Source organism: Arthrobacter alpinus, assembly GCF_001445575.1.
GTDB classification, from domain to species: domain Bacteria; phylum Actinomycetota; class Actinomycetes; order Actinomycetales; family Micrococcaceae; genus Specibacter; species Specibacter alpinus_C.
Map to the genome: position 1 here is coordinate 3637693 of NZ_CP013200.1, position 20116 is coordinate 3657808.

Annotated in this window: 20 protein-coding genes; 11 read left to right on the plus strand and 9 right to left on the minus strand. The window is 59.8% G+C overall.

Annotated elements, in window-relative coordinates:
• The first annotated feature begins 44 nt into the window (after positions 1-44).
• Positions 45-2711 carry an MMPL family transporter gene (locus tag AS189_RS16200; protein WP_062291158.1) on the plus strand — a complete coding sequence of 889 codons (2667 nt, stop codon included), beginning with the start codon at positions 45-47 and terminating at the stop codon, positions 2709-2711.
• A gap of 170 nt (positions 2712-2881) precedes the next feature.
• Entirely contained in the window at positions 2882-4147 is a 1266-nt protein-coding gene (locus tag AS189_RS16205) for a GAF domain-containing protein (protein WP_062291160.1), read from the plus strand.
• A gap of 15 nt (positions 4148-4162) precedes the next feature.
• On the opposite strand, the gene AS189_RS16210 is transcribed toward AS189_RS16205, so the two are convergent.
• Entirely contained in the window at positions 4163-4750 is a 588-nt protein-coding gene (locus tag AS189_RS16210; RefSeq protein WP_062291163.1) for a hypothetical protein, read from the minus strand.
• A gap of 131 nt (positions 4751-4881) precedes the next feature.
• On the opposite strand from AS189_RS16210, the gene exaC reads away from it, so the two are divergent.
• From exaC to AS189_RS16245, 7 genes are all read left to right on the plus strand, one after another.
• Positions 4882-6405 carry an acetaldehyde dehydrogenase ExaC gene (gene exaC, locus AS189_RS16215; RefSeq protein ID WP_062291166.1) on the plus strand — a complete coding sequence of 508 codons (1524 nt, stop codon included), beginning with the start codon at positions 4882-4884 and terminating at the stop codon, positions 6403-6405.
• A gap of 221 nt (positions 6406-6626) precedes the next feature.
• Positions 6627-7637: an alcohol dehydrogenase AdhP gene (gene adhP, locus AS189_RS16220; RefSeq protein WP_062293889.1), complete on the plus strand. Its 1011-nt coding sequence runs from the start codon at positions 6627-6629 to the stop codon at positions 7635-7637.
• Positions 7638-7826: 189 nt separating this feature from the next.
• Positions 7827-8243 (plus strand): DUF779 domain-containing protein, encoded by a 417-nt coding sequence (locus tag AS189_RS16225; RefSeq protein ID WP_062291169.1) that lies wholly within the window; start codon positions 7827-7829, stop codon positions 8241-8243.
• A gap of 39 nt (positions 8244-8282) precedes the next feature.
• Positions 8283-8894, plus strand: coding sequence for a Maf family protein (locus AS189_RS16230; protein ID WP_062291172.1), 612 nt, complete (start codon positions 8283-8285; stop codon positions 8892-8894).
• Between the two features lie 225 nt (positions 8895-9119).
• Entirely contained in the window at positions 9120-9563 is a 444-nt protein-coding gene (locus AS189_RS16235; RefSeq protein ID WP_062291175.1) for a hypothetical protein, read from the plus strand.
• On the plus strand, positions 9560-9943 hold the full coding sequence (locus tag AS189_RS16240) for a transcriptional regulator (protein WP_082634376.1): 384 nt from the start codon (positions 9560-9562) through the stop codon (positions 9941-9943). Before AS189_RS16235 ends, AS189_RS16240 begins: the two co-directional genes overlap by 4 nt.
• Before the next feature lie 122 nt (positions 9944-10065).
• Entirely contained in the window at positions 10066-11865 is a 1800-nt protein-coding gene (locus AS189_RS16245) for an acetyl/propionyl/methylcrotonyl-CoA carboxylase subunit alpha (RefSeq protein WP_062291178.1), read from the plus strand.
• Here the strand turns inward: AS189_RS16245 and AS189_RS21185 are convergent.
• On the minus strand, positions 11862-12077 hold the full coding sequence (locus tag AS189_RS21185) for a winged helix-turn-helix domain-containing protein (RefSeq protein WP_337589183.1): 216 nt from the start codon (positions 12075-12077) through the stop codon (positions 11862-11864). The two genes, AS189_RS16245 and AS189_RS21185, sit on opposite strands and share 4 nt — an antisense overlap.
• A 287-nt stretch (positions 12078-12364) precedes the next feature.
• Here AS189_RS21185 and AS189_RS16255 point away from each other — a divergent pair, with 287 nt between their 5' ends.
• Positions 12365-12553 carry a hypothetical protein gene (locus tag AS189_RS16255; RefSeq protein WP_129587311.1) on the plus strand — a complete coding sequence of 63 codons (189 nt, stop codon included), beginning with the start codon at positions 12365-12367 and terminating at the stop codon, positions 12551-12553.
• Here the strand turns inward: AS189_RS16255 and AS189_RS20895 are convergent.
• From AS189_RS20895 to AS189_RS16275, 4 genes are all read right to left on the minus strand, one after another.
• Positions 12540-13553, minus strand: coding sequence for a hypothetical protein (locus AS189_RS20895; protein ID WP_062291188.1), 1014 nt, complete (start codon positions 13551-13553; stop codon positions 12540-12542). The genes AS189_RS16255 and AS189_RS20895 overlap by 14 nt on opposite strands.
• A gap of 446 nt (positions 13554-13999) precedes the next feature.
• Positions 14000-14611 carry a signal peptidase I gene (locus tag AS189_RS16265; protein ID WP_062291191.1) on the minus strand — a complete coding sequence of 204 codons (612 nt, stop codon included), beginning with the start codon at positions 14609-14611 and terminating at the stop codon, positions 14000-14002.
• Positions 14612-14622: 11 nt separating this feature from the next.
• Positions 14623-15207, minus strand: coding sequence for a hypothetical protein (locus tag AS189_RS16270; protein ID WP_129587312.1), 585 nt, complete (start codon positions 15205-15207; stop codon positions 14623-14625).
• Positions 15208-15289: 82 nt separating this feature from the next.
• On the minus strand, positions 15290-15832 hold the full coding sequence (locus tag AS189_RS16275; RefSeq protein WP_062291197.1) for an alternate-type signal peptide domain-containing protein: 543 nt from the start codon (positions 15830-15832) through the stop codon (positions 15290-15292).
• A 354-nt stretch (positions 15833-16186) separates the two neighbouring features.
• On the opposite strand from AS189_RS16275, the gene AS189_RS16280 reads away from it, so the two are divergent.
• A complete protein-coding gene (locus AS189_RS16280; RefSeq protein ID WP_062291200.1) occupies positions 16187-16561 on the plus strand; it encodes an Hpt domain-containing protein in 375 nt (124 codons plus the stop codon).
• Between the two features lie 70 nt (positions 16562-16631).
• Here the strand turns inward: AS189_RS16280 and AS189_RS19640 are convergent, their stop codons facing one another.
• The 3 genes from AS189_RS19640 to AS189_RS16290 form a co-directional block, all read right to left on the minus strand.
• The gene (locus tag AS189_RS19640; RefSeq protein WP_082634378.1) at positions 16632-16775 is read right to left on the minus strand and encodes a methionine/alanine import family NSS transporter small subunit; all 144 of its coding nucleotides are present in this window, start codon (positions 16773-16775) and stop codon (positions 16632-16634) included.
• Entirely contained in the window at positions 16772-18376 is a 1605-nt protein-coding gene (locus AS189_RS16285) for a sodium-dependent transporter (protein ID WP_062291202.1), read from the minus strand. The genes AS189_RS19640 and AS189_RS16285 overlap by 4 nt, the downstream gene beginning before the upstream one ends.
• Before the next feature lie 233 nt (positions 18377-18609).
• Positions 18610-20019, minus strand: a complete 1410-nt coding sequence (locus tag AS189_RS16290) for an MFS transporter (RefSeq protein ID WP_062291204.1) — start codon at positions 20017-20019, stop codon at positions 18610-18612.
• Positions 20020-20116: the final 97 nt, after the last annotated feature.

A 20116-nucleotide genomic window follows, 5' to 3' on the forward strand; every position in this document is an offset into this window, starting at 1 on the left:
CGAGTACACCCCGCCCGTTCACTCATACACAGAATGGATTCACCATGGCCCTCTGGCTCTATAAACTGGGACGCTTTGCCGCCCGCCGTGCCTGGCTGGTGATTGTAGCCTGGGTCGCCATCATTGGTTTAGTGGGCGGTGCCGCGGCACTGTTCATGGGCCCCATGTCCAACAACTTCCAGATCCCCGGCACTGAAACCCAACAGATGGCGGACAAGCTTCAAGCCGAACTGCCCGCGGCTTCCGGCGGCACAGGTTCGGTGGTATTCACCAGTACCAATGAAGAACCGTTCACGGCCGTCCAGAAGAAGGACATTTCGGCTGCACTGGAAACGGTAACCACTGTTCCCACCGTGAAGGCCGTCATTGATCCGTTCGTGACAACGGCCGCACAAAAGGACGGCGCCGCCCAGCTGGCCGAAGGCACCAAGGCGCTCTCGGCAGGAGAAGCTGAAGCCGCCGCCGGCAAGACTGCCCTGGATGCTTCTGCCAAGGAGCTGGCAGCAGCTAAGGCCCAGTTGGATGCCGGCCAGGCCCAGCTGGACGCCCAGAAGGCACAATTGGCAGGCGCACCCGAGGCCGCACTGGCTCCTCTTGAGGCAGCGCAGGCGCAACTCGATGCCCAAAAGGCGCAGTGGCAAGCAGGTCAGGACAAGCTTGATGCAGGTATGGCAAAGTACGACGCCGGCCAAGCCACCCTGGCTGCCAAGAAAGCCGAACTCACTGCCGGTCAACGCACCGCCGATGCAACCGCTGGCCTGCTTTTTGTCTCGGAAAACAACAAGGCCGCCATTGGCCAAATCCAGTTCAGCGAGTCCATGAACGCCGTGACGCCGGCCAACCGCCAGCTGGTTCAGGACAAACTAAACACCCTGGAATCCAGCGGCGTGACCGTCTCCTACAGCAAGGAAATTGTTGAGGACGTCTCCGCCTTGTTTGGCGCATCCGAAATCATTGGCGTGGCAGTGGCCGTCGTGGTCCTGTTGATCATGCTGGGCACCTTCTGGGCCGCCGGATTGCCCCTCGTCATGGCGCTTGTGGGCGTCGGCGTTGGCGTGGGCGGCACCATGGCGTTGACCACCCTGATCGAGATGTCCTCGATCTCCCCGATGCTGGCACTCATGCTGGGCCTGGCCGTGGGCATCGATTACTCGCTGTTCATCGTCAACCGGCACCGCCAGCAGATACGCACCGGTATGGACATGCGTGAGTCCATCGCCAAGGCCACCGGCACCTCTGGCAATGCCGTCACCTTCGCCGGACTGACAGTTGTCATTGCTTTGGCCGCACTGTCCGTCACCGGCCTGCCGTTCCTTGCCGTTCTCGGTTTGGCCGCTGCAGCGACCGTCGCCATCTCGGTGCTGATTGCCCTGACGCTGACGCCCGCGTTGCTGTCGCTGATCGGCCGCAAGATCATCTCCAAGAAGGGCTGGGCTAAGAATGACGCTGCAACAGCTAAGCACAATGCCACGCTGGAAGGCCTCACTGACTCCGAAAAGGCTACGGCCGATGAAACCGCCGACATTGCCCGCAGTGCTCGAGGTTGGGGCGGGCTCGTCACGAAGCACCCAGTAATCTCGCTTGCTGCCGCCGTCATTGCCCTGGTTATCATCGCGATCCCGGCGACGGGCTTGCGTCTGGCATTGCCCGACGGCGGTTCCGAACCTGTCGATTCCAGCGCCTTCCAGGCGTACTCCATCACCGGAAAGAACTTCGGCGAAGGCATGAACGGGCCCATCATTGTGGTTGGCTCACTTCCCGCTGGATTGGATAAGAGCAGCGCCACGGAACTGAATTTGGATGTTGCCGATCAGTTGCGCGCAGTGAAAAACGTGAAGGCCGCGGTTCCGGTTACCCTGAGCGAAAATTTGCGCACCGCTGTCTTCCAGGTCATTCCGACCGAGGGTCCGGCAAGCGAGAGCACCGTCCAGGTCATTCATGACCTGCGGGCTCAAGGCGCCACCATCGCCACTGACCTTGACGTCACCATCGGATTGACCGGCCAGACAGCCGCCAACGTCGATGTCTCGGAGAAGTTGGGAGCGGCGCTGCCACCTTACCTGGCCATCGTCGTCGGACTTTCCTTGATTCTGCTGATCCTGGTATTCCGTTCAATTCTGGTGCCGCTGCTGGCAACTGCAGGATTCCTGCTCTCGCTTGTTGCTGCGTTTGGTGGCGTGGTGGCCGTGTACCAGTGGGGCTGGCTCGGTGGCATCTTTGGTGTTGAGAATCCCGCTGCGGTGCTGAGCTTCCTGCCCATCATTTTGATTGGGGTGCTGTTTGGGCTGGCCATGGATTACCAGGTGTTCATTGCCTCGGGAATGCGTGAGGCCTACGCGCATGGCCAGGATGCCAAGCAGGCTGTGCGCACTGGGTTCAAGCATGCAGCCCCGGTGGTGACGGCGGCCGCGATCATCATGATCAGCGTGTTCTCGGGCTTCATTTTCAGCCACCTGACCATGGTCCGGCCGCTTGGTTTTGCGCTGGCGTTCGGCGTGCTCATTGACGCGTTCGTGGTGCGCATGACCATTGTTCCGGCGACCATGCACCTGCTGGGCAAATCCGCCTGGTGGCTTCCGAAGTGGCTGGATAAGATCCTCCCCGATGTTGATGTGGAAGGCGCCAAACTGACCCAGTTGACCGTGCCGGATGACGCATCTTCGCTGCAGGCAGAGACGCAGTTTGAGCAAGAATCGGAGTCGGCCCGCTAAAGACCGATATCCCGAACGGGCAGTCAAAGACAGTGATCTTGCATATTTCACTGTCCTTGACTGCCCGTTCTTGCGTTAACAGAGGGTGGACTATGCTTGTGAGTCACGGCACACCGAGCGCCGCGTCACCGTCACAGTAGCTTCCCTCACCGTAGATTCTTGGAGCATTCATGTCCCCGGAGCATCCACTGCTCGAGAGCCAGCCATCCATGCGCACGCTGGTCCGCGAATCTTGGCAACGGTCTTTGGACGCTCTGGCCACCCCCGCCGGACTCAGTCCTCCTGCAGTGTGGGAGAGTCGAGAACTGAAGGATTTCCGCCGCGACCACCCACTGGCCGCAATCATGCCGGTAATTACGAAGTTACTGGTGGAGCCCAGCCACGACACCGGATTGCTGATTGCCGTGGGTGATGAACACGGCCGCTTGCTCTGGGTGGAGGGTGACTCGGTAGCTCGCCGCAACGGTGAGAACATCAATTTCGCCACCGGAGCCGACTGGTCCGAAACAGTGGTGGGCACCAGCGCTCCCGGAACCGCCCTGGTCCTGGGAAAGAGCGTGCAAATTGTGGGCCACGAACATTTCAACCCGGCCGTCCATTCGTGGAGTTGCACGGCCGTGCCGGTGCATGATCCGGATTCCGGAGCAGTCTTGGGCGTCGTCGATATCACCGGCGGTGTGGAAGCCGTGGGCGCCAACACCTTGTCGTTGGTGCAGGCCTCTGTGGCGGCGGCAGAAGCTCAGTTGCGAATCGAGCGCTTGGAGCGCCGGGCTGAGCAGGAACGCCGCACGTGGTTTTCATCCTCTGCCAGCGCCGGAACTGTTGATACTGCGTCCGCGAAAAAGCCCCTCTACCGTGACAGCCTGCAAATCCTGGGCCGCGATCAGGGCCTGCTGCACGTTGCCGGGCAAGCCGTCACCCTCAGCGAACGCCACACCGAAATCATGGCCATGCTGGCGCTGCACCCCGACGGCCTCAGCGCCGAGGAACTCACCGACAAGGTCTACCCGGAGGGCACCTCACTAACCAGCATCCGGGCCGAAATGGTGCGCCTGCGCAAGCTCTTGCGAGGCGCTGCACCTACTTTGGTGCCCGAATCGCGCCCCTACCGACTCCCCCGCGCGTTAGTGGTTGACGCCGAACAAGTCCGCAATTATCTGGACCGAGGCGCACACAGGCTGGCCCTGAACATCTACCGCGGCGAGGTCATGCCCCGCTCGCTGGCCCCGGAAATCGAGGTCATTCGCCATCGCGTGGCGGTGCAATTAAGGGAGGCCATCCTCGCCGATGCCAGTCCGGAAGCGCTGTTGGGTTACTTGCAGCTGCCCGAAGCCGCGGACGACGTCGAAGCCTGGCGCACAGCCTTGCGTCTCCTGCCGCCGCGCTCACCGAAGCGAGCCGCCGTCGTGGCTCATCTGGAGGCGCTGGAGGGCTGAAGTTCGGCTGGCCCCTTACAGTTCCGCTTCCATGATCATGTCCAGCATTGTCTGCGCGGCCATGGTGCCCATGCCAGTCTCCGCGGTGAGCAGCGCCAACGCCTTCGCCCGTTGTCCGGCAGCAGCCAGCGCCTTGATCCTTGTGGCGTCCGCTTCCGTCAGGGATAAGGACCGTTCCGTGTAGCCGGTGCCGCCGGTTGAGCGCGAAACATCCTGCACGCCGGTGGTATGGGACCACGGCGGCGCAGTGGAGGTGCTGGTGACGGTGGTTTCAACCGTGATGCTGCCCTTCGGAACCCCCTTCAACAGTGATTCCCTGATGTCGTTGGCCAACCGTTCTGCCAGGTCCCGGACCTCGTCACCCGAACCACCATCCGGGGCACCCCTCCTCTGCAGGGGTGCCGGCTGGCCCATGTCCGGCAATGCAGGCGATGAGTCCGGAATCTGTGATTGTGGCACGTCAAAGGTGGGCTGGTAGGTGGAACCTGCGCCGTACTGCTCCGCGGTGCGTGCGGTCTGCCGCGCCTTCCCCCGTTTCGCCATGATGAGGAGCACCACGGCAACTGCGAGCAACAAAACAGCCAGGGGAATCAGTAAATCCATGGGGTGAGTCTATCGAATCAATGCACCACCTCCGCGATGTGATCTGGCTCATGCAACGTGGTTGCAACGTTGATCGACGTACTGTTGCGAACAAGGACGCTGATGTCCCCCACCGCGAAGGAGTTTGAACAATGGCTGTTTATGCACAACCCGGTACAGACGGTTCCAAGGTCACTTTCAAGGACCGCTATGAGAACTGGATTGGCGGGGAATGGGTGGCTCCGGTCAAGGGTGAGTATTTTGAGAACATCACGCCCGTCACCGGCAAGGTTTTCTGCGAAGTGGCCCGCGGCACGGCTGAGGATATTGAACTGGCCCTAGACGCAGCCCACAAGGTAGCGCCGAGCTGGGGCGCAACCTCGGCCACGGAACGCGCAGCAGTCCTGAACAAGATTGCCGACCGCATTGATGAGAATGTGGAACTGCTGGCCGTCGCGGAAACGTGGGATAACGGCAAGGCCATCCGCGAAACACTCAACGCTGACATCCCCCTCGCGGCAGATCACTTCCGTTACTTCGCCTCTGTGGTCCGCGCCCAGGAAGGCAGCCTGACCCAGATCGATGAGAACACCACCGCCTACCACTTCCACGAGCCTCTCGGCGTAGTTGGCCAGATCATTCCGTGGAACTTCCCCATCCTGATGGCCGTCTGGAAACTGGCACCGGCACTCGCTGCGGGAAACGCCGTCGTCCTTAAACCAGCGGAACAGACGCCGGCCTCCATTCTGGTCCTCATGGAACTTCTCGCCGACATCCTGCCGGCCGGCGTCATCAACGTTGTCAATGGCTTCGGTGTGGAAGCCGGCAAGCCGCTCGCCTCCAGCAAGCGCATCCGCAAGATCGCGTTCACCGGCGAGACCACCACAGGCCGTTTGATCAGCCAGTACGCCAGCCAGAACCTGATTCCGGTCACGCTGGAGCTGGGCGGCAAGAGCCCGAACATCTTCTTCAACGACGTCATGGACAAGGATGACGCCTTTTATGACAAGGCGCTGGAGGGCTTCACGCTCTACGCCTTCAACCAGGGTGAAGTGTGCACTTGCCCGTCCCGCGCAGTGGTGCAGGCAGGTATTTACGAGTCCTTCATGGCCGACGCTATTGCCCGCACCGAAGCGATTATCCAGGGCAACCCGTTGGACACCGACACTCAGATTGGAGCGCAGGCTTCCAACGACCAGATGGAAAAGATCCTGTCCTACATGGACATCGGCAAGCAGGAAGGCGCCAAGCTGCTCACCGGCGGCGAGCGCAACATCCTCCCCGGGGACCTGGCCGGCGGTTACTACGTCAAGCCGACCATTTTTGAGGGCACCAATGACATGCGCATCTTCCAGGAGGAAATCTTTGGCCCCGTGCTCGCGGTGACCAAGTTCGACGACTACGCCGACGCGCTGCACATCGCCAACGACACCCTTTACGGGCTCGGCGCCGGAGTCTGGTCCCGCAACGGCAACGTCGCCTACCGGGCGGGCCGCGAGATCCAGGCCGGGCGCGTATGGGTCAACAACTACCACGCCTACCCCGCTGGCGCAGCGTTTGGTGGCTACAAGTCCTCCGGCATCGGCCGTGAAAACCACTCCATGATGCTCGATCACTACCAGCAGACCAAGAACCTCCTGGTCAGCTACAGCGAGGACAAGCTCGGCTTCTTCTAAAACGCTCGCTCACATACAGGGCGTTTTTCCCTAACACTCGCTCACATACAGGGCGTTTCACGGGAACGCTCGCGCACCATCTCACCTGGCCCACGTTCACGAGGGCCCCACAGCTACCTTGCGAGCTGTGGAAGCGGGTGGGGCACGACGCCGGGTATCCACCCTGGGTGCCCGGCGCACTCCCGTCATCCCTTCGTTCAAAGGAGAACCACATGACCACGATGCATGCAGCAGTTGTTAAAGAATTCGGCGCGCCCCTCAGTGTTGAGGAATACCCGCTTCCCACCCCCGGGCCGGGCCAAGCCCTCATCAAGTTGATTTCAAGCGGGGTCTGCCACACGGATCTTCATGCCGCCGAGGGCGACTGGCCCGTCAAGCCGAGCCCGCCGTTTGTCCCCGGGCACGAAGGCGTGGGCGACGTGGTGGCTCTCGGCGAGGGCGTCACCTCCCTAGCCATTGGCGACCGGGTGGGTAACGCCTGGCTGTGGAGCGCCTGCGGCGACTGTGAGTACTGCCGCACCGGGTGGGAGACTCTGTGTGAATCCCAGCAAAATGGCGGCTACAGCGTGGACGGCTCCTTCGGTGAATACATGCTGGTGAATGCCGAGTTTGCCCCGCGCATTCCTGAGGGCGCTGATCCCGTGGAGATCGCACCAGTACTATGTGCCGGAGTTACGGTCTACAAGGGCTTGAAGATGACCGAGGCCCGTCCCGGCCAGTGGGTTGTCATTTCCGGTATCGGCGGTCTAGGCCACATCGCCGTCCAGTACGCCGTGGCCATGGGTCTGCGCGTCGCCGCTGTGGATATTGCCGAGGACAAGCTGGCCCTGGCCCGTAAGCACGGGGCCGAAATTACTGTCAATGCAATGACCGAGGATCCGGTGAAGGCCATCCAGGCAAAGACCGGTGGTGTCCACGGCGTGCTTGTCACGGCAGTGCACCCGGCAGCGTTTGGCCAGGCGATTGGTATGACCCGGCGCGGCGGCACCATCGTGTTCAACGGGCTTCCCCCGGGCGACTTCCCCGCCCCCATCTTTGATGTGGTGCTCAAGGGCCTGACAATCCGCGGCTCCATTGTGGGCACCCGCCAGGACATGGAGGAAGCCATTGATTTCTATGCTCGCGGCCTGATCCATCCCACGGTTTCCACCCGCAACCTGGGCGAAATCAACGAGGTGTTGGATGAGATGCGTGGCGGCAAGATCGACGGCCGGGTAGTCATCAAGTACTAGCCCCGCCCGGAACCCTCCCTCAGCGATGGGGCGTTTTCGTCGAACCCTCCCGCAGCGATGGGGCGTTTTCGTCGAGCCCTCCCGCACTTTTGCCCAAAGTAATGCGGCGGGAGGTCACCTTCCCCGTGAAAAGTGACCTCCCGCCGTCGTACTTTGGGTACCTGCGTCACCTTATTAAGGAGCACTCCCATGGACGCCACCCCCGAAACCTTGGATGCAGCAATCACTATCCCGGGGGAAACACAGTCCCGCGTGGCCCTGAGTGCAACGGCTGTGGAATTGCTACAAAAATTGTGGGCCAGCCACGGCCCGTTGATGTTCCATCAGTCCGGGGGCTGCTGCGACGGCTCCTCCCCCATGTGCTATCCAGCGGGCGAATTCATCACGGCCGAGGCTGACATCCTGCTCGGACTCTTTGACCTGCCAGACTGCGGACCCTTGGAATTTTGGATGTCCCGCGAACAGTTCAACTACTGGTCCCACACGCATCTGACAGTGGATGTGGTGGCTGGACGCGGCAGCGGCTTCTCCGTCGAGGCGCCGGAAGGCAAACGCTTCCTGATACGTTCGCGCTTAGTGGACGGCTTCGTGCCGGCTGGGCGTTGAGAGCGAATCCTCCCGCGCCCTGACGTTTAGGCTAGATCCATGACCCAAACACTGATTCTGGCCTCCGCCTCCCCTTCGCGCGCCAAACTCCTCACCGATGCCGGCATTACCCACCGCGTGCTTGTTTCCGATGTTGACGAGGATGCGGCCACCGCAGCCGCCGGTCCGCTCTCCCCCGCCGAAACTGCCTTGCTCCTGGCCCGCACCAAGGCCGAATCCGTGGCCGCCTCTGCCCCCGGCGCCCTTGTCATCGGCTGCGACTCCGTCTTCGAGCTCGACGGCACCCCCTACGGCAAGCCCTGGGAGCGCGAGGTTGCGCGGGAGCGCTGGCAGTTGATGCGCGGGCGAACGGGTGTGCTCCATACTGGCCACTGGCTCATTTCCACGCACGACGCCGGATCCCTCGCTGGGTATGGAGAGGTCACTAGCGCCGCGGTCACCTTTGAGGACATCACGGACGCCGAGATTGACGCCTACGTTGCCACAGGCGAACCCTTGCAGGTTGCTGGCGCGTTCACTATAGACGGATTGGCGGGCGCCTTCATCACCGGCGTCGAAGGCGACCCGCATACAGTGGTTGGGCTGTCGATTTCCACCCTCCGCCGGCTATTGGGCAAGCACGGCGTCGCGATCACAGACTTCTGGGCCTGATTCTTCGCTTATGCGCTGGACCCATTCGGAGTTCGGCGCATAGTGGAACTTCCCTTCCCTTATGCGGTGGACCGGAGACGGGTTCGGCGCAAAAGTGCTCATGCACCACACCCGTCTCCAGTTCGGCGCATAAGATAACGAATTACTAGAAACTACTTGACGCAATGGAAAGTAGTTTCATATAGTTGAGCCATTAGCAAGCAATGCTCAACCGAAAGGCCCGACATGAGCCAGAACAGCCCCACACCCTCCGCAGAGGAAGCCCGCGAGATGCTCGCTCGGGCAGAAGGCATCGGCACCTCGGCCACCAGCGCAGCCAGTTGGCCCGCGGCCATGGTCTTCAATTCCTTGGCAATCCTTGGCTCCATGCTCATGATTGGCTTTCACATCGTCGCTCACACCGGGTACGGAGCCGCGCTACTTGCCGTCACAGTCGGTATCTGGGCCGCCATCAATGCCACCATCTGGCCACTGATGCAGCGCACCACCAAAACTGGCTTCACCAAACGATTCCTCACATCACTTTTTGCCTACATGGGCCTCTACGCCGTTGCCTTGCTTGTTGGCGCCTTCGCATTCCCCAACGGCAGCCTTGCCTACTACATAACGGCAGCTGTAGTTCTGGCCGTAGTCGGTTTGGCTGCAGCATTCAGGGAGTTGCGAGCATGAGCCCCGAAGCAGCACACCAGGATCCACCCGCCAAGCAAAACCAGCAAGAGCAGCAAGAGCAGCAAGACAACCAGGTAGCTGAAGCGCCGCAACACCCCCGGCACGAACTCAGCGAAGTCCTGCACCAGCCTGTCAGGTTCTCCATCGCTGCGGCGCTGTCTAAAACGGAGACCATGGATTTCAAGGACCTACGCAACACCATCCAGGTGAGTGATTCGGTGCTCAGCAAGCAGCTTTCGCACTTGGAGAAGGCCGGCTACGTGACGATTAAGAAGGGCTTCGTGGGCAAGTTCCCCCGCACTTCGGTAAGCCTCAGTGCGGATGGGCAACAGGCCTGGGAACATCACATCGCCACGTTGCGCCTCATCGCAGGGGGCTAACTAACGCCAATTTTGTAGGAACTCCACAAAAGATCGGGATCGTACACGCATAAACGCCATGATGTGTGAGGAAAATCCACATATCCACGCTAGGCTCTCTTGAGAATAGAAGGAGTCCGTCAGTGAGCATTTCACCATCTGTCCCGGCGCACAAGCTGAGCAAAGTACTGATCGCCAACCGCGGCGAAATTGCCGTCCGGATTATCCGGGCAGCCCGCGACGAAGGCATCGCCTCCGTTGCCGTTTACGCCGAGCCAGACCGTGAAGCGCTGCACGTGCGCATGGCTGATGAAGCATTCGCACTGGGTGGCTCAACGGCTGCCGACTCCTACTTGGTCATGGAGAAGATCCTGGACGCCGCCAAGGCTTCGGGTGCCGATTCCATCCACCCCGGCTACGGATTCCTGTCCGAAAACGCTGATTTCGCGCAGAAAGTCATCGACGCCGGTCTGCTCTGGATTGGCCCCTCCCCCGCATCTATTGCGGCTCTGGGCGACAAAGTTCAGGCTCGCCACATCGCTGAAAAGGTGGGCGCACCGCTGGTTCCTGGCACCAAGAACCCGGTGGAGTCCACCCAGGAAGTGCTCGACTTCGCCGATGAATTCGGTCTGCCCCTGGCCATCAAGGCCGCTTACGGTGGTGGCGGCCGTGGAATCAAGGTTGTCCGCACCCGTGAAGAAATCCCTGAACTGTACGAGTCTGCAGTCCGTGAAGCCGTCGCAGCCTTTGGTCGCGGCGAGTGCTTCGTAGAGCGCTTCCTTGACGCGCCACGCCACGTGGAAACCCAGTGTCTGGCCGACGCCGCAGGCAATGTTGTGGTGGTCTCCACCAGGGACTGCTCACTCCAGCGTCGCAACCAGAAGCTGGTTGAAGAGGCTCCAGCCCCGTTCCTGACTGACGCTCAGAACGCCCAGCTGTACGCGGCGTCCAAGGCCATCTTAACCGAAGCCAAGTACCAAGGCGCCGGCACCTGCGAATTCCTCGTCGGCACCGACGGCACCATCTCCTTCCTCGAGGTCAACACCCGTCTGCAGGTTGAGCACCCCGTTTCTGAAGAAGTCACCGGCCTTGACATGGTTCGCGAGCAGTTCCGGATCGCTCGCGGCGAGGATCTCGGGTACAGCGATCCCGAAGTCCGTGGACACTCGCTGGAATTCCGTATCAACGGTGAGGACGCCGGCCGCGGCTTCATGCCCGCCCCCGGCACCGTCTCCACCCTGACCCTACCCACCGGCCCCGGCGTCCGTGTCGATTCCGGGATCACGGCCGGAGAGGTCATCGGCGGCAACTTTGATTCCATGCTGGCCAAGCTCATCGTCACCGGCGCCACTCGCGAGCAGGCCATCCAGCGCGCCAACCGCGCCCTGGCCGAGATGGACATCGGCGGCATGCCCACCGTGCTCCCCTTCCACCGCGCAGTAGTGGCCGATCCCGCCTTCGCACCGACCGACGGCAAGCCGTTCACCATCCACACGCGCTGGATCGAGACGGAGTTCAACAACACCATCCCGGCCTTCGACCTAGCCTCGGCTGCAGGTGTCGCGGACGACGCCGGCACGCGCCAGAGCGTTACCGTCGAGGTGGGCGGCAAACGGCTTGAGGTGACGCTTCCGTCGTCGTTCGCTGTCAGCAACGGTTCCGGCGCGGCGACCAAGAAGGTCAAGAAGGCCGGGCGTAACCGCAACGCAGGTCCGGCAGCCGCCAACGGCAACGCGCTGACCTCTCCCATGCAGGGCACCATTGTGAAGGTTGCCGTCGTCGATGGTGACGTGGTGACTGAGGGTGATCTGATAGTGGTCCTGGAGGCCATGAAGATGGAACAGCCGCTCACCGCGCACCGCTCAGGTACCGTCACCGGCCTGAATGCAGCCGCCGGGGACACTGTTTCTGCCGGTGCCGTACTGGCCACCATCGAGGACTAAGCTTCCAAAAAAGGGCCCACAGCTCCGAGGGATCCGAAGCGGACCTCAGGGGAACCCTCATCAGCGTCACTGATGAGGGTTCCCCCGTCATATTCGTCCCCGTGGAGTCGACGCATCAAATCTGACTTTGTACGTACCTGTTTTCCGCTGTTTACGAGGACGTGCAGAATATAGAATTCGGTGCGGGTCAACTCAAGTTCCGTTCCATCCACTGCCGCGAGTGCGCCACCTTGCCCATTGCGGTGACTGGATTGCGATCGGGTCCAAATTCAAGATCGGCTGCCAGCACCGGGGCTGTTTCTATTGGCGCAAGCAACGGTTCTTCCCTGGGGAACAGTGAGCGGTGCAGCATGGCTGATCTGCTCACCTCCTCCGCCATCACGGTAAAGCGCTCCCCCAGCGATGTGGCCCAGTTACAGGATGGGACAGTCTTGTCTCTGCGACTCCGGCAGCAGCAGCCAATGACGTTGCGGTGAACTATCAGTGCCAGGAACCTCTTGTGGCTATGGTCGACGGCGTTCGGATCAGCCAGGTGCTGGACAATCTGATCTCCAAGGCCATCATTGCTTCTCACGGCGGTGTCCTGTCCGTAAAAAGTAAGCTGGGTGTAGGCACCACCAGGAGCATTGTCATTCCGGCCCGTGTCCTCAACGCTGAACTCCGAGTTTCTGAGGCTACCAAACAGTGAGATCGTAAGGCCCATATTGGACAGTCTTATAAACGGGGTCCCCTGCTTGCGTTCCATTCATCGGCAGGATTCGTAAAGAGTACTTCCCAAAAAAGGCGGCATCTGCAACGTTGGTCCCGGCCTGATTCCACGGCCGCGGAGGGAAGGCCAGTGTAGTCCCCAACGTCGAGGTAGTGAACTCAACTCCGTACTTTGGACCCGCATTAGCAAGCACAATCGTGACCACGTAGCTGGTGGCCGTACCCGGTGTCCAGCTGACCTTCAACAAATTGTCGTTCGGTCGCACAGCCATGGGCTCAGTACTCACCAACAATGCACCCAATGGTGGTTGACCATCTGTGGCCCCATAGTCGCAACCGGAGTTGTCCTTGCCGAAGTGACGCAGTGTTCGATAACTCGGGTCCCCTGCAACCCCAGTACTGGTGTTCAGCGGCTGGATGCGTAAAAGATAATTTCCGTAGGCAGCGCTCTTGTTGTCAAGGGAAAAGCCGACAGTTTTTTGGCTAACGATCTGTGTTTGCTGGAAGAGTGCACTGGAGGTCTGAGACTTAAGCGAGACCACGTAGCTGATACCCGAGGCTTGGCTGCCATTCCATCCAATGGTGAAATTTCCCGAATTTCCACTGCTGCTGCAAGTGATGGTGGCCGGGTCAATTGTTGAAGGTAATGACCTAATGACGGGATTTGCCACAATATTCGCCGTGTCGGCTGAGTTCGCTGTGGGTGTCGGCGTAGGCACCAGAGTTGGACTAGGCGTGGGAGTCGACTCAGGAGTTGGGACCACGGTTGGACTGGGTGTGGGTGCTGCGCCCGCCGTGATCTCAATGGTTGTTGTGGCGCTTTGGTTCCAGTTGGCAATGGCAATACCCCCGGAGCCGAGAAGAACCGTCACGACGAAGGCAACTGCGGCTGTTTTAAAGCCCGGCAGCTTGCGCAAGTCTCGCCGTGGCACCACTGGGCTCGCCTTGTGGTCAGGTTCCCCGGATTCATGGGTGGTCATTGTGTCCTTCGTTGACTTTTTGACGTCTTGGCGAGATCCCCACATACGCGCTGGCGCTGAGGAGTACGATCCACGGCCAAGCACTGCGAGCAGTGGCTACAACGTTACTTTGTGGCATGGCATCTTCTGGTCCACGTAGCCCTGAGTTTAATTGTTCTTCTGGCCACGTGGGACTGCAGTCAAAGAAACTTCTGAGTTCGTTTCGGTAGCCCTGGTGACGGTGCCCCGGCCCATGGATACTCCAGCGGACTGGGCAGTCTTTGCGGGTGCGCAAGGGGAACCAGGTGCACCTCCGCGGCTGACCCACCCGCAGCGAGTCTTCGGCTCAGAACCATCTGCGGCCAATGCTGGTGGGGACAGAATCCAAGCCAGTCTCGCCACGCCGGTTGCTGACGCAGTGCTCAACCACAGCAGACCTTGGGCGGAGGGTGCGAGGAGCTTGCCCGTCAGAGACTGTGCCTGGCGTTGCGCCCAGACCGCTTCTTATCGAGCGCCCCCCTGAGGATACTCACTGCACCAAAGCCGATGAAACCCACTGCAATGACTGGGAGAATAACGTCCCGGTCTTGGCCTACGGCATTGGCGATGACGCCAACATACGGGACTGCGTAGAACAATTTCCCCTTGACTTGCACTTCTTGCACCGGAGTTGAATCCGCGAGGGAATTGTTATCTCCCTTGGTAGTCAGGACGCGTGCACCTGACTGGGCGGCTCCAATGGAGATGATTCGGTGTGAGATAACCCCGGGCTTCCCGGACTCGATCTGGTAGGTGATGATATCTCCGACGCGCAACTCAGCAAACGCGATGGGCTTGACCACCATAAAGGTGCCTGGAGCATATTTCGGCGCCATGGAACTCGTCAGCACTGTGTACGTCTGCGCGCCGGTGACGATGGGAACAACCACCATCACCAAGGCAACAAGAGCCACCAGGAGCAACAACATATAGGTCACAGATCGGCCGATGAAGCGCAGAATCCCGCCTATGTTTTGCGCAACGGCGGCTTCATCGTGGCTCGTCCCAAAAGAGAGAGCTGCTGGGTTGATGACAGACATGGTGTTCCCTCTTAGAGTTGGTTGACGACGATCGGGACAGATATTTTGGCACTCTGCCCGCTGAGGCTGGCCGGCATAGTTGCGGCAAGTGTGAGCTGGAAACAAAACACGCCAGTACCGTTCTTGGCGATGTCTGCCGTTGCAGTTCCGGAGGTTGGCGCGCCAGCATAAGTTACTGATTGGTTGCACTGGGACAGTGAGCTTGCAGCCACCGTCTTGATGGCCATATAAGGGGCCAGAGAAGACCCCGTGTTGTTACCAACAATCGGCGCACCGGTGCTGGCCCTAACAGTGAAGACTCCGCCCGCATCAGTGACGTTGCCGACACGGACCCCGGCGTAGGTACTTTGTCCCGGGATGAGCACGCCTGCGGAGGTGTTACTCAGTGAGAGCGTCGCTGCGGTCCCATTGGCCAGAGTCATATCGGTGACCCGGTTGGTGTCGGTGTCAGTCAAACTAATCCGGAAATCGGCGGCCGTGACGGTTCCGGCGCTGGAACTGACGGCCTTGTTCCAGAGTGCATAGCTTCCTTGGACGGTGAGCATGGCCAGCAGTATCGCAACAAGCACAAGACCAGCTGCTTTCAATGCGTACATGCTCTTCATGGTTGCTTCCGTCAGGAGGGGTAGTGGTGTGCCGTTTGCATCCCGGCACACCACCGGGGTCTACGGACTGGGGTTACTTGTTGTTGGTATCCACAGGGGCTTGCTGTACCAGCGAGTAACCAATGCCACTGAGGTCAACTGACGCTGAAGCAGCATCGCGGCCCGTGGTTGATTTGTTGAACGTAAAGGTGGTGGAGGCCGTCACAACTCCGCTATCTGCTGGATGCAGATCAGCCGTCGCAGCAACAACCTTGCTGTCACTCTTGGTCAGCGTGGTGGCCGATACCGTTGCGTTGGTACCGAAACCGTCTGCAGCGGAGGCTCCCGTTACGGCCAGATGAGCAACCATCAAATCACCAGCAAGAGTGAGGTTCAGCGGCTGCGAATAGCTCAAGGTGTCTCCGGGAACTACCTTGTAATTGGCAACGTTGACCACGGTGCCAGAGGCGTTGGTCCACACCCCTGCGCTGGCAGGAACCAAGTTCAAATCGCCGGCAACAACTTTTCCCATGGAAGCACTCTGTGCCTGATTCCAGGTGGCCAGTGTTCCGCCGCCGCCTACCAGCAGGACGATGCCAACACCGGTTGTGATTACGCCTTTAGCCATCTTGTTCATTGCGAGACCCCTTGTTCAAGTTCTTTTCAGCAAGTGATCCTGCCGATGAGAACAACAATGCCGTCACCCGCTCAAGAAAGGGCCCTAAAAACCGGGAAGATTCCGACAAGAAAAGCTCAAGATTCAAAGGCCAACCCTGACTCTCAAGGAATGCTCAAGATCTGCCATTGAGACATCGTTTTCCTACCCAAACGGCTAGCTCAAATCGTGAAGAGTGTCCGGTAACTTAAGCTTCACTCAAGTCGCTGCTACTGAGGCAAAAACTGGCCATGCCAGACTCTTTGCCGGTTATGGTTAGGACTGACAGCAGGTAACCCGCCGCACGATTGAACGGTCCGGAGGTACAGGGAGCAGATGGTCAATGCCACGGCGCCGCTAGTCTGCATCGAGACTCTCCTGGAATTGGAAGAATCCTTAGGTGGCGAAAGGCATCTAACTCGAAGCTTTGTGAGCCAGTATATAGAAATGTGGCCCCAGCGTTTTGACCGCATTTATACCGCCATTGTTTCCGGCAACAATGCGGACGCACTGGATTCAGCTCTGAGTCTGCGAAGTTCGGCCTTGATGGTGGGCGCAGCCCAGCTCGGCGAACTAACCAATGATCTCATTCAGCTTTTAGACTGCCGTAGCCATCCGGAAGCGACAAGGAAAATGGCCTCGCTGCTGTCGTGCGGAAATCAAACCGTTGGGCACTTGCGAACTTTGTGCCTCTGTTTAGACAAGCCATAAAAAGTACGACGTCGGGAGGTGCCCTTTCACTAAAAGGTCACCTCCCGACGTCGTACTTCAGCGGTTAAAGCTAGAGTTCGTGCGGCATTTCCTCGGGGCCGGGAAGCTCGTCTTCGTCTTCCGGGTGACGCGCGAGGTTCCACATGGACAGGGCCAAACCGCCCCACACAGTCAACATGGCAATGATCATCATGGTGATGGCTACCGGGGTCATGACTTCAACTCCTTGATGTTGTTGTCCACGTCGCCCTCAAGTTCCGCGGCGGCATTGAACGCTTCATATTCGGGATCCTTGAGCTTGGATTTCTCGCTCCAAGGGATCAGCGAGAGCAGCACGGCGCCCACAATCAGCGCACCAGCCATACCCCAGCCGAAGACACCGTTGAACCAGGCTGGGTAGCCTGAGTACTGTTCGGAGCTCTTGGTCTGGATCTCATTGATGAGCATGTAGCCCAGGGCCACCGGCACGATGCCACCGACAACAATGCGCCAGCCAGTACCCATCTTGATGGTGGAGGTCCGGTTCAGGTGCTGCTGGAGTCGCGGGAGGCTGCTGAGCCCGGCAGAGATCACGATGACGGCGACAAGTGCACAGGCCAGAATGCCGAACTGGTTCACGAACGCGTCAGAGGTATCCAGCAAGTGGATACCGGTGGTGGTCGGGAACAGGACCAGTGAGATCACAGCTATCGGGATGGTGACAATCAAGGTGGCACTCTTACGGCTCCACCCAAGTTTGTCTTGGAAGGCCGCAACGATGACTTCGAGAATGGATATCAGCGAGGTCAATCCGGCAAAGACTAGAGATCCAAAGAACATGACGCCCAGCACCGCCCCAAAAGGTGCTTCGGAAACGATAGTTGGGAAGGCCACGAAAGCCAGCCCGATGCCACCGGAGGCCACCTCATCCACGGGTTTTCCGGAGGTCACTGACATGAAGCCCAGAGCTGCGAAAACGCCAATACCGGCGAGGATCTCGAATCCGGAGTTGGCGAACGCTACAACCATGCCCGAACCGGTCAAGTCGGTCTTGCGCTTGAGGTAGGAAGAGTAAGTGACCATGATGCCAAAGGCCACCGAAAGGGAGAAGAAGATGTGGCCAAAGGCAGCTGCCCAGACGCTCGGGTTCTGCAGGGCAGACCATTCCGGGGTGAAGAAGGCGTTCAAGCCCACCATGGCCCCGTCAAGGAACAGTGACTGCACCACAAGGATCACGAACATGATCACCAACAGCGGCAAGAACACGGCGTTGGCGCGTGAGATGCCCTTGTTAACGCCGGCCACCATGATCACAATGGCCACAACCCAGACTGCCAGCATGGGGAAGAAGACATTGGAGACGAATTCAAAGGACAAGCCGGCCTGATCGGCTGACTGCAGGTAGTCTCCGAAGAAGAAGCCTTCGGCGTCGTCGCCCCAGGCTTTCGTGACCGAGAACCACGTATACATGGCCGCCCAGGCAATGATCGCGGCGTAGTAGATGGCAATGACGAAGCAGATCAATACCTGCCACCAACCGATGGGCTCCGCCGCACGGTGCAAGCGGCGGTAGGACAGGGGTGCCGAGCCGCGGAAGCGGTGGCCAATCGAGTAGTCAAGGAACAATAGCGGGATACCGGCGCACAGCAGTGCAACCAGATAGGGAATCAGGAAAGCGCCGCCACCATTTTCATAGGCGACATAAGGGAATCGCCAGATGTTGCCCAGTCCAACGGCGGATCCGATGGCTGAGAGGATGAAGAGTTTTCGCGAGGAGAATGTCTCTCGAGGGGCTGGAGCGGCTTTTCCGCCCCCGCCTGCGGGTGAGGTAGTCATGAAGCAACGTTAACGTATGGCGAATCGCATCAGCTGATTTACTGTACTCTTCGGACATTGTTATGGGTTTAAGACATTTGCCGATGGAGCTGGCGACCCAAAAATGGCCTCGATGGTCTCAACCGCTGCAGCGGTTGAGACCATCGAGGCCTTTAGTTGGGTGTGGGTGCTGGGCCCACGCTTGCCAGGTTCCTAGAAATCGCGTCAGCGATTTATAGGCCGGCAAGTGGGGACTAGCTGACGTTGGAGGTGTAGTCCAGGTCGCGAGTTTCCTTCATGATGAAGAGGGCGATCAGCGTCAGCACTGCCATCGAGGACAGGTAGATACCCACCAGAACGGGGCTTCCGTCGGCTGTCTGCCAGAGAGCCACGGCAATGAACGGAGCCACGGCAGCACCAAGGATGCTGGACATGTTGTAGCTGATGGCTGAGCCGGTGTACCGCACGTTAGTGGGGAACAATTCCGGCAGCAGTGCCCCCATGGGACCAAAGGTCAGGCCCATCAGCGAGAAGCCCACAATGAGCAGCGTCATGACACCTGCGGTGCCCGCACCGAACAGCGGTACGAACGTGAATCCGAAGACCAGGATCCCGGCAGTGATCCACAGCAGGGACTTGCGGCGGCCATACTTCTCCGCCAAAGGTCCGGAGACCAGCGTGAAGATACCGAAGAACACCACACCGATGATGAGCATGACCAGGAATTCGTTGCGCGTGTAGCCCAGTCCGGCGACCCAGTTGGCAACGGCGTCGGCACTCATCGGCTTACCCGCAGCCTCGGCCTTGGCCTTGGCTGCTTCGATGGTGGCCGGGGTGGTGCCGTAGGACAGTGTGAAGGTAGTCATCAGGTAGAAGAGCACATAGGTGGCCAGCATGACGAACGTACCCAGGATCAGGGGGCGCCAGCTGGTCTTGAAGACGCGGCCCACGGGGAGCTTGGACACTTCACCCTGGTCGATAACCTTCTGGAACGCGGGGGTTTCAACCAGCTTCAGCCGGACGTACAGGCCAATGATGACCATGACGGCACTGAGGAGGAACGGAATGCGCCAGCCCCACGCTTGGAACTGCTCCGTGCTCATGCCGAGGCTGAGCCACAGGAAGATGCCGTTGGCGAGGATAAAGCCGATGGGTGCACCCAGCTGCGGGAAGGTTCCCCAGATAGCGCGCTTGCCTTCCGGAGCGTTCTCGGTGGCCAGCAGTGCTGCACCACTCCATTCGCCACCGAGGGCAAGACCCTGCATAAACCGCATGACCACCAGCAGTGCCGGCGCCCAGAACGTCCAACCGGGCACGAGCGCCGTCGGAAGGCAGCCGATCAGGAAGGTGGCAACACCCATGGTCAGCAGGGACGCCACGAGCGTTCCCTTGCGGCCCACTTTGTCGCCGAAGTGGCCAAACACAATGGAACCCAACGGGCGGGCAACGAACGCCACACCGAAAATGGCGAACGAACTCAGTAGCGCCGTTGCAGCATCCGCGTTGGGGAAGAACAGTGCGGGGAAAACCAGCACTGCAGCCGTTGCGTAAACGTAGAAATCGTAAAACTCGATGGTGGTTCCGATAAGGCTGGCCACAATGACCCTGCCGCGGCTGTTGACCGGAGCAGTCTCCGCGGCCGCCGTGATTTTGGAAGAGCTCATGGCTCGGCTTTCTCTCAGGTGTCTTGCCACTCACAGCTCAAACAGGCCTTGCGGGCGTATCCCACGCACTCAAAGGCAAGTCAACAACCATGGTGGC

Bases quoted from the DNA above. Each gene is read 5' to 3' on its own strand.
- AS189_RS16230 (WP_062291172.1), top strand. From the start codon at position 8,283: ATGACCCAAACACTGATTCTGGCCTCCGCCTCCCCTTCGCGCGCCAAA.
- AS189_RS16205 (WP_062291160.1), top strand. From the start codon at position 2,882: ATGTCCCCGGAGCATCCACTGCTCGAGAGCCAGCCATCCATGCGCACG.
- AS189_RS16270 (WP_129587312.1), bottom strand. From the start codon at position 15,207: ATGTACGCATTGAAAGCAGCTGGTCTTGTGCTTGTTGCGATACTGCTG.
- AS189_RS16240 (WP_082634376.1), top strand. From the start codon at position 9,560: ATGAGCCCCGAAGCAGCACACCAGGATCCACCCGCCAAGCAAAACCAG.
- AS189_RS16280 (WP_062291200.1), top strand. From the start codon at position 16,187: ATGGTCAATGCCACGGCGCCGCTAGTCTGCATCGAGACTCTCCTGGAA.
- AS189_RS16200 (WP_062291158.1), top strand. From the start codon at position 45: ATGGCCCTCTGGCTCTATAAACTGGGACGCTTTGCCGCCCGCCGTGCC.
- AS189_RS16235 (WP_062291175.1), top strand. From the start codon at position 9,120: ATGAGCCAGAACAGCCCCACACCCTCCGCAGAGGAAGCCCGCGAGATG.
- AS189_RS16290 (WP_062291204.1), bottom strand. From the start codon at position 20,019: ATGAGCTCTTCCAAAATCACGGCGGCCGCGGAGACTGCTCCGGTCAAC.
- AS189_RS16225 (WP_062291169.1), top strand. From the start codon at position 7,827: ATGGACGCCACCCCCGAAACCTTGGATGCAGCAATCACTATCCCGGGG.
- AS189_RS20895 (WP_062291188.1), bottom strand. From the start codon at position 13,553: ATGACCACCCATGAATCCGGGGAACCTGACCACAAGGCGAGCCCAGTG.
- adhP (WP_062293889.1), top strand. From the start codon at position 6,627: ATGCATGCAGCAGTTGTTAAAGAATTCGGCGCGCCCCTCAGTGTTGAG.
- AS189_RS19640 (WP_082634378.1), bottom strand. From the start codon at position 16,775: ATGACCCCGGTAGCCATCACCATGATGATCATTGCCATGTTGACTGTG.
- AS189_RS16265 (WP_062291191.1), bottom strand. From the start codon at position 14,611: ATGTCTGTCATCAACCCAGCAGCTCTCTCTTTTGGGACGAGCCACGAT.
- AS189_RS16275 (WP_062291197.1), bottom strand. From the start codon at position 15,832: ATGAACAAGATGGCTAAAGGCGTAATCACAACCGGTGTTGGCATCGTC.
- AS189_RS16210 (WP_062291163.1), bottom strand. From the start codon at position 4,750: ATGGATTTACTGATTCCCCTGGCTGTTTTGTTGCTCGCAGTTGCCGTG.
- AS189_RS16285 (WP_062291202.1), bottom strand. From the start codon at position 18,376: ATGACTACCTCACCCGCAGGCGGGGGCGGAAAAGCCGCTCCAGCCCCT.
- exaC (WP_062291166.1), top strand. From the start codon at position 4,882: ATGGCTGTTTATGCACAACCCGGTACAGACGGTTCCAAGGTCACTTTC.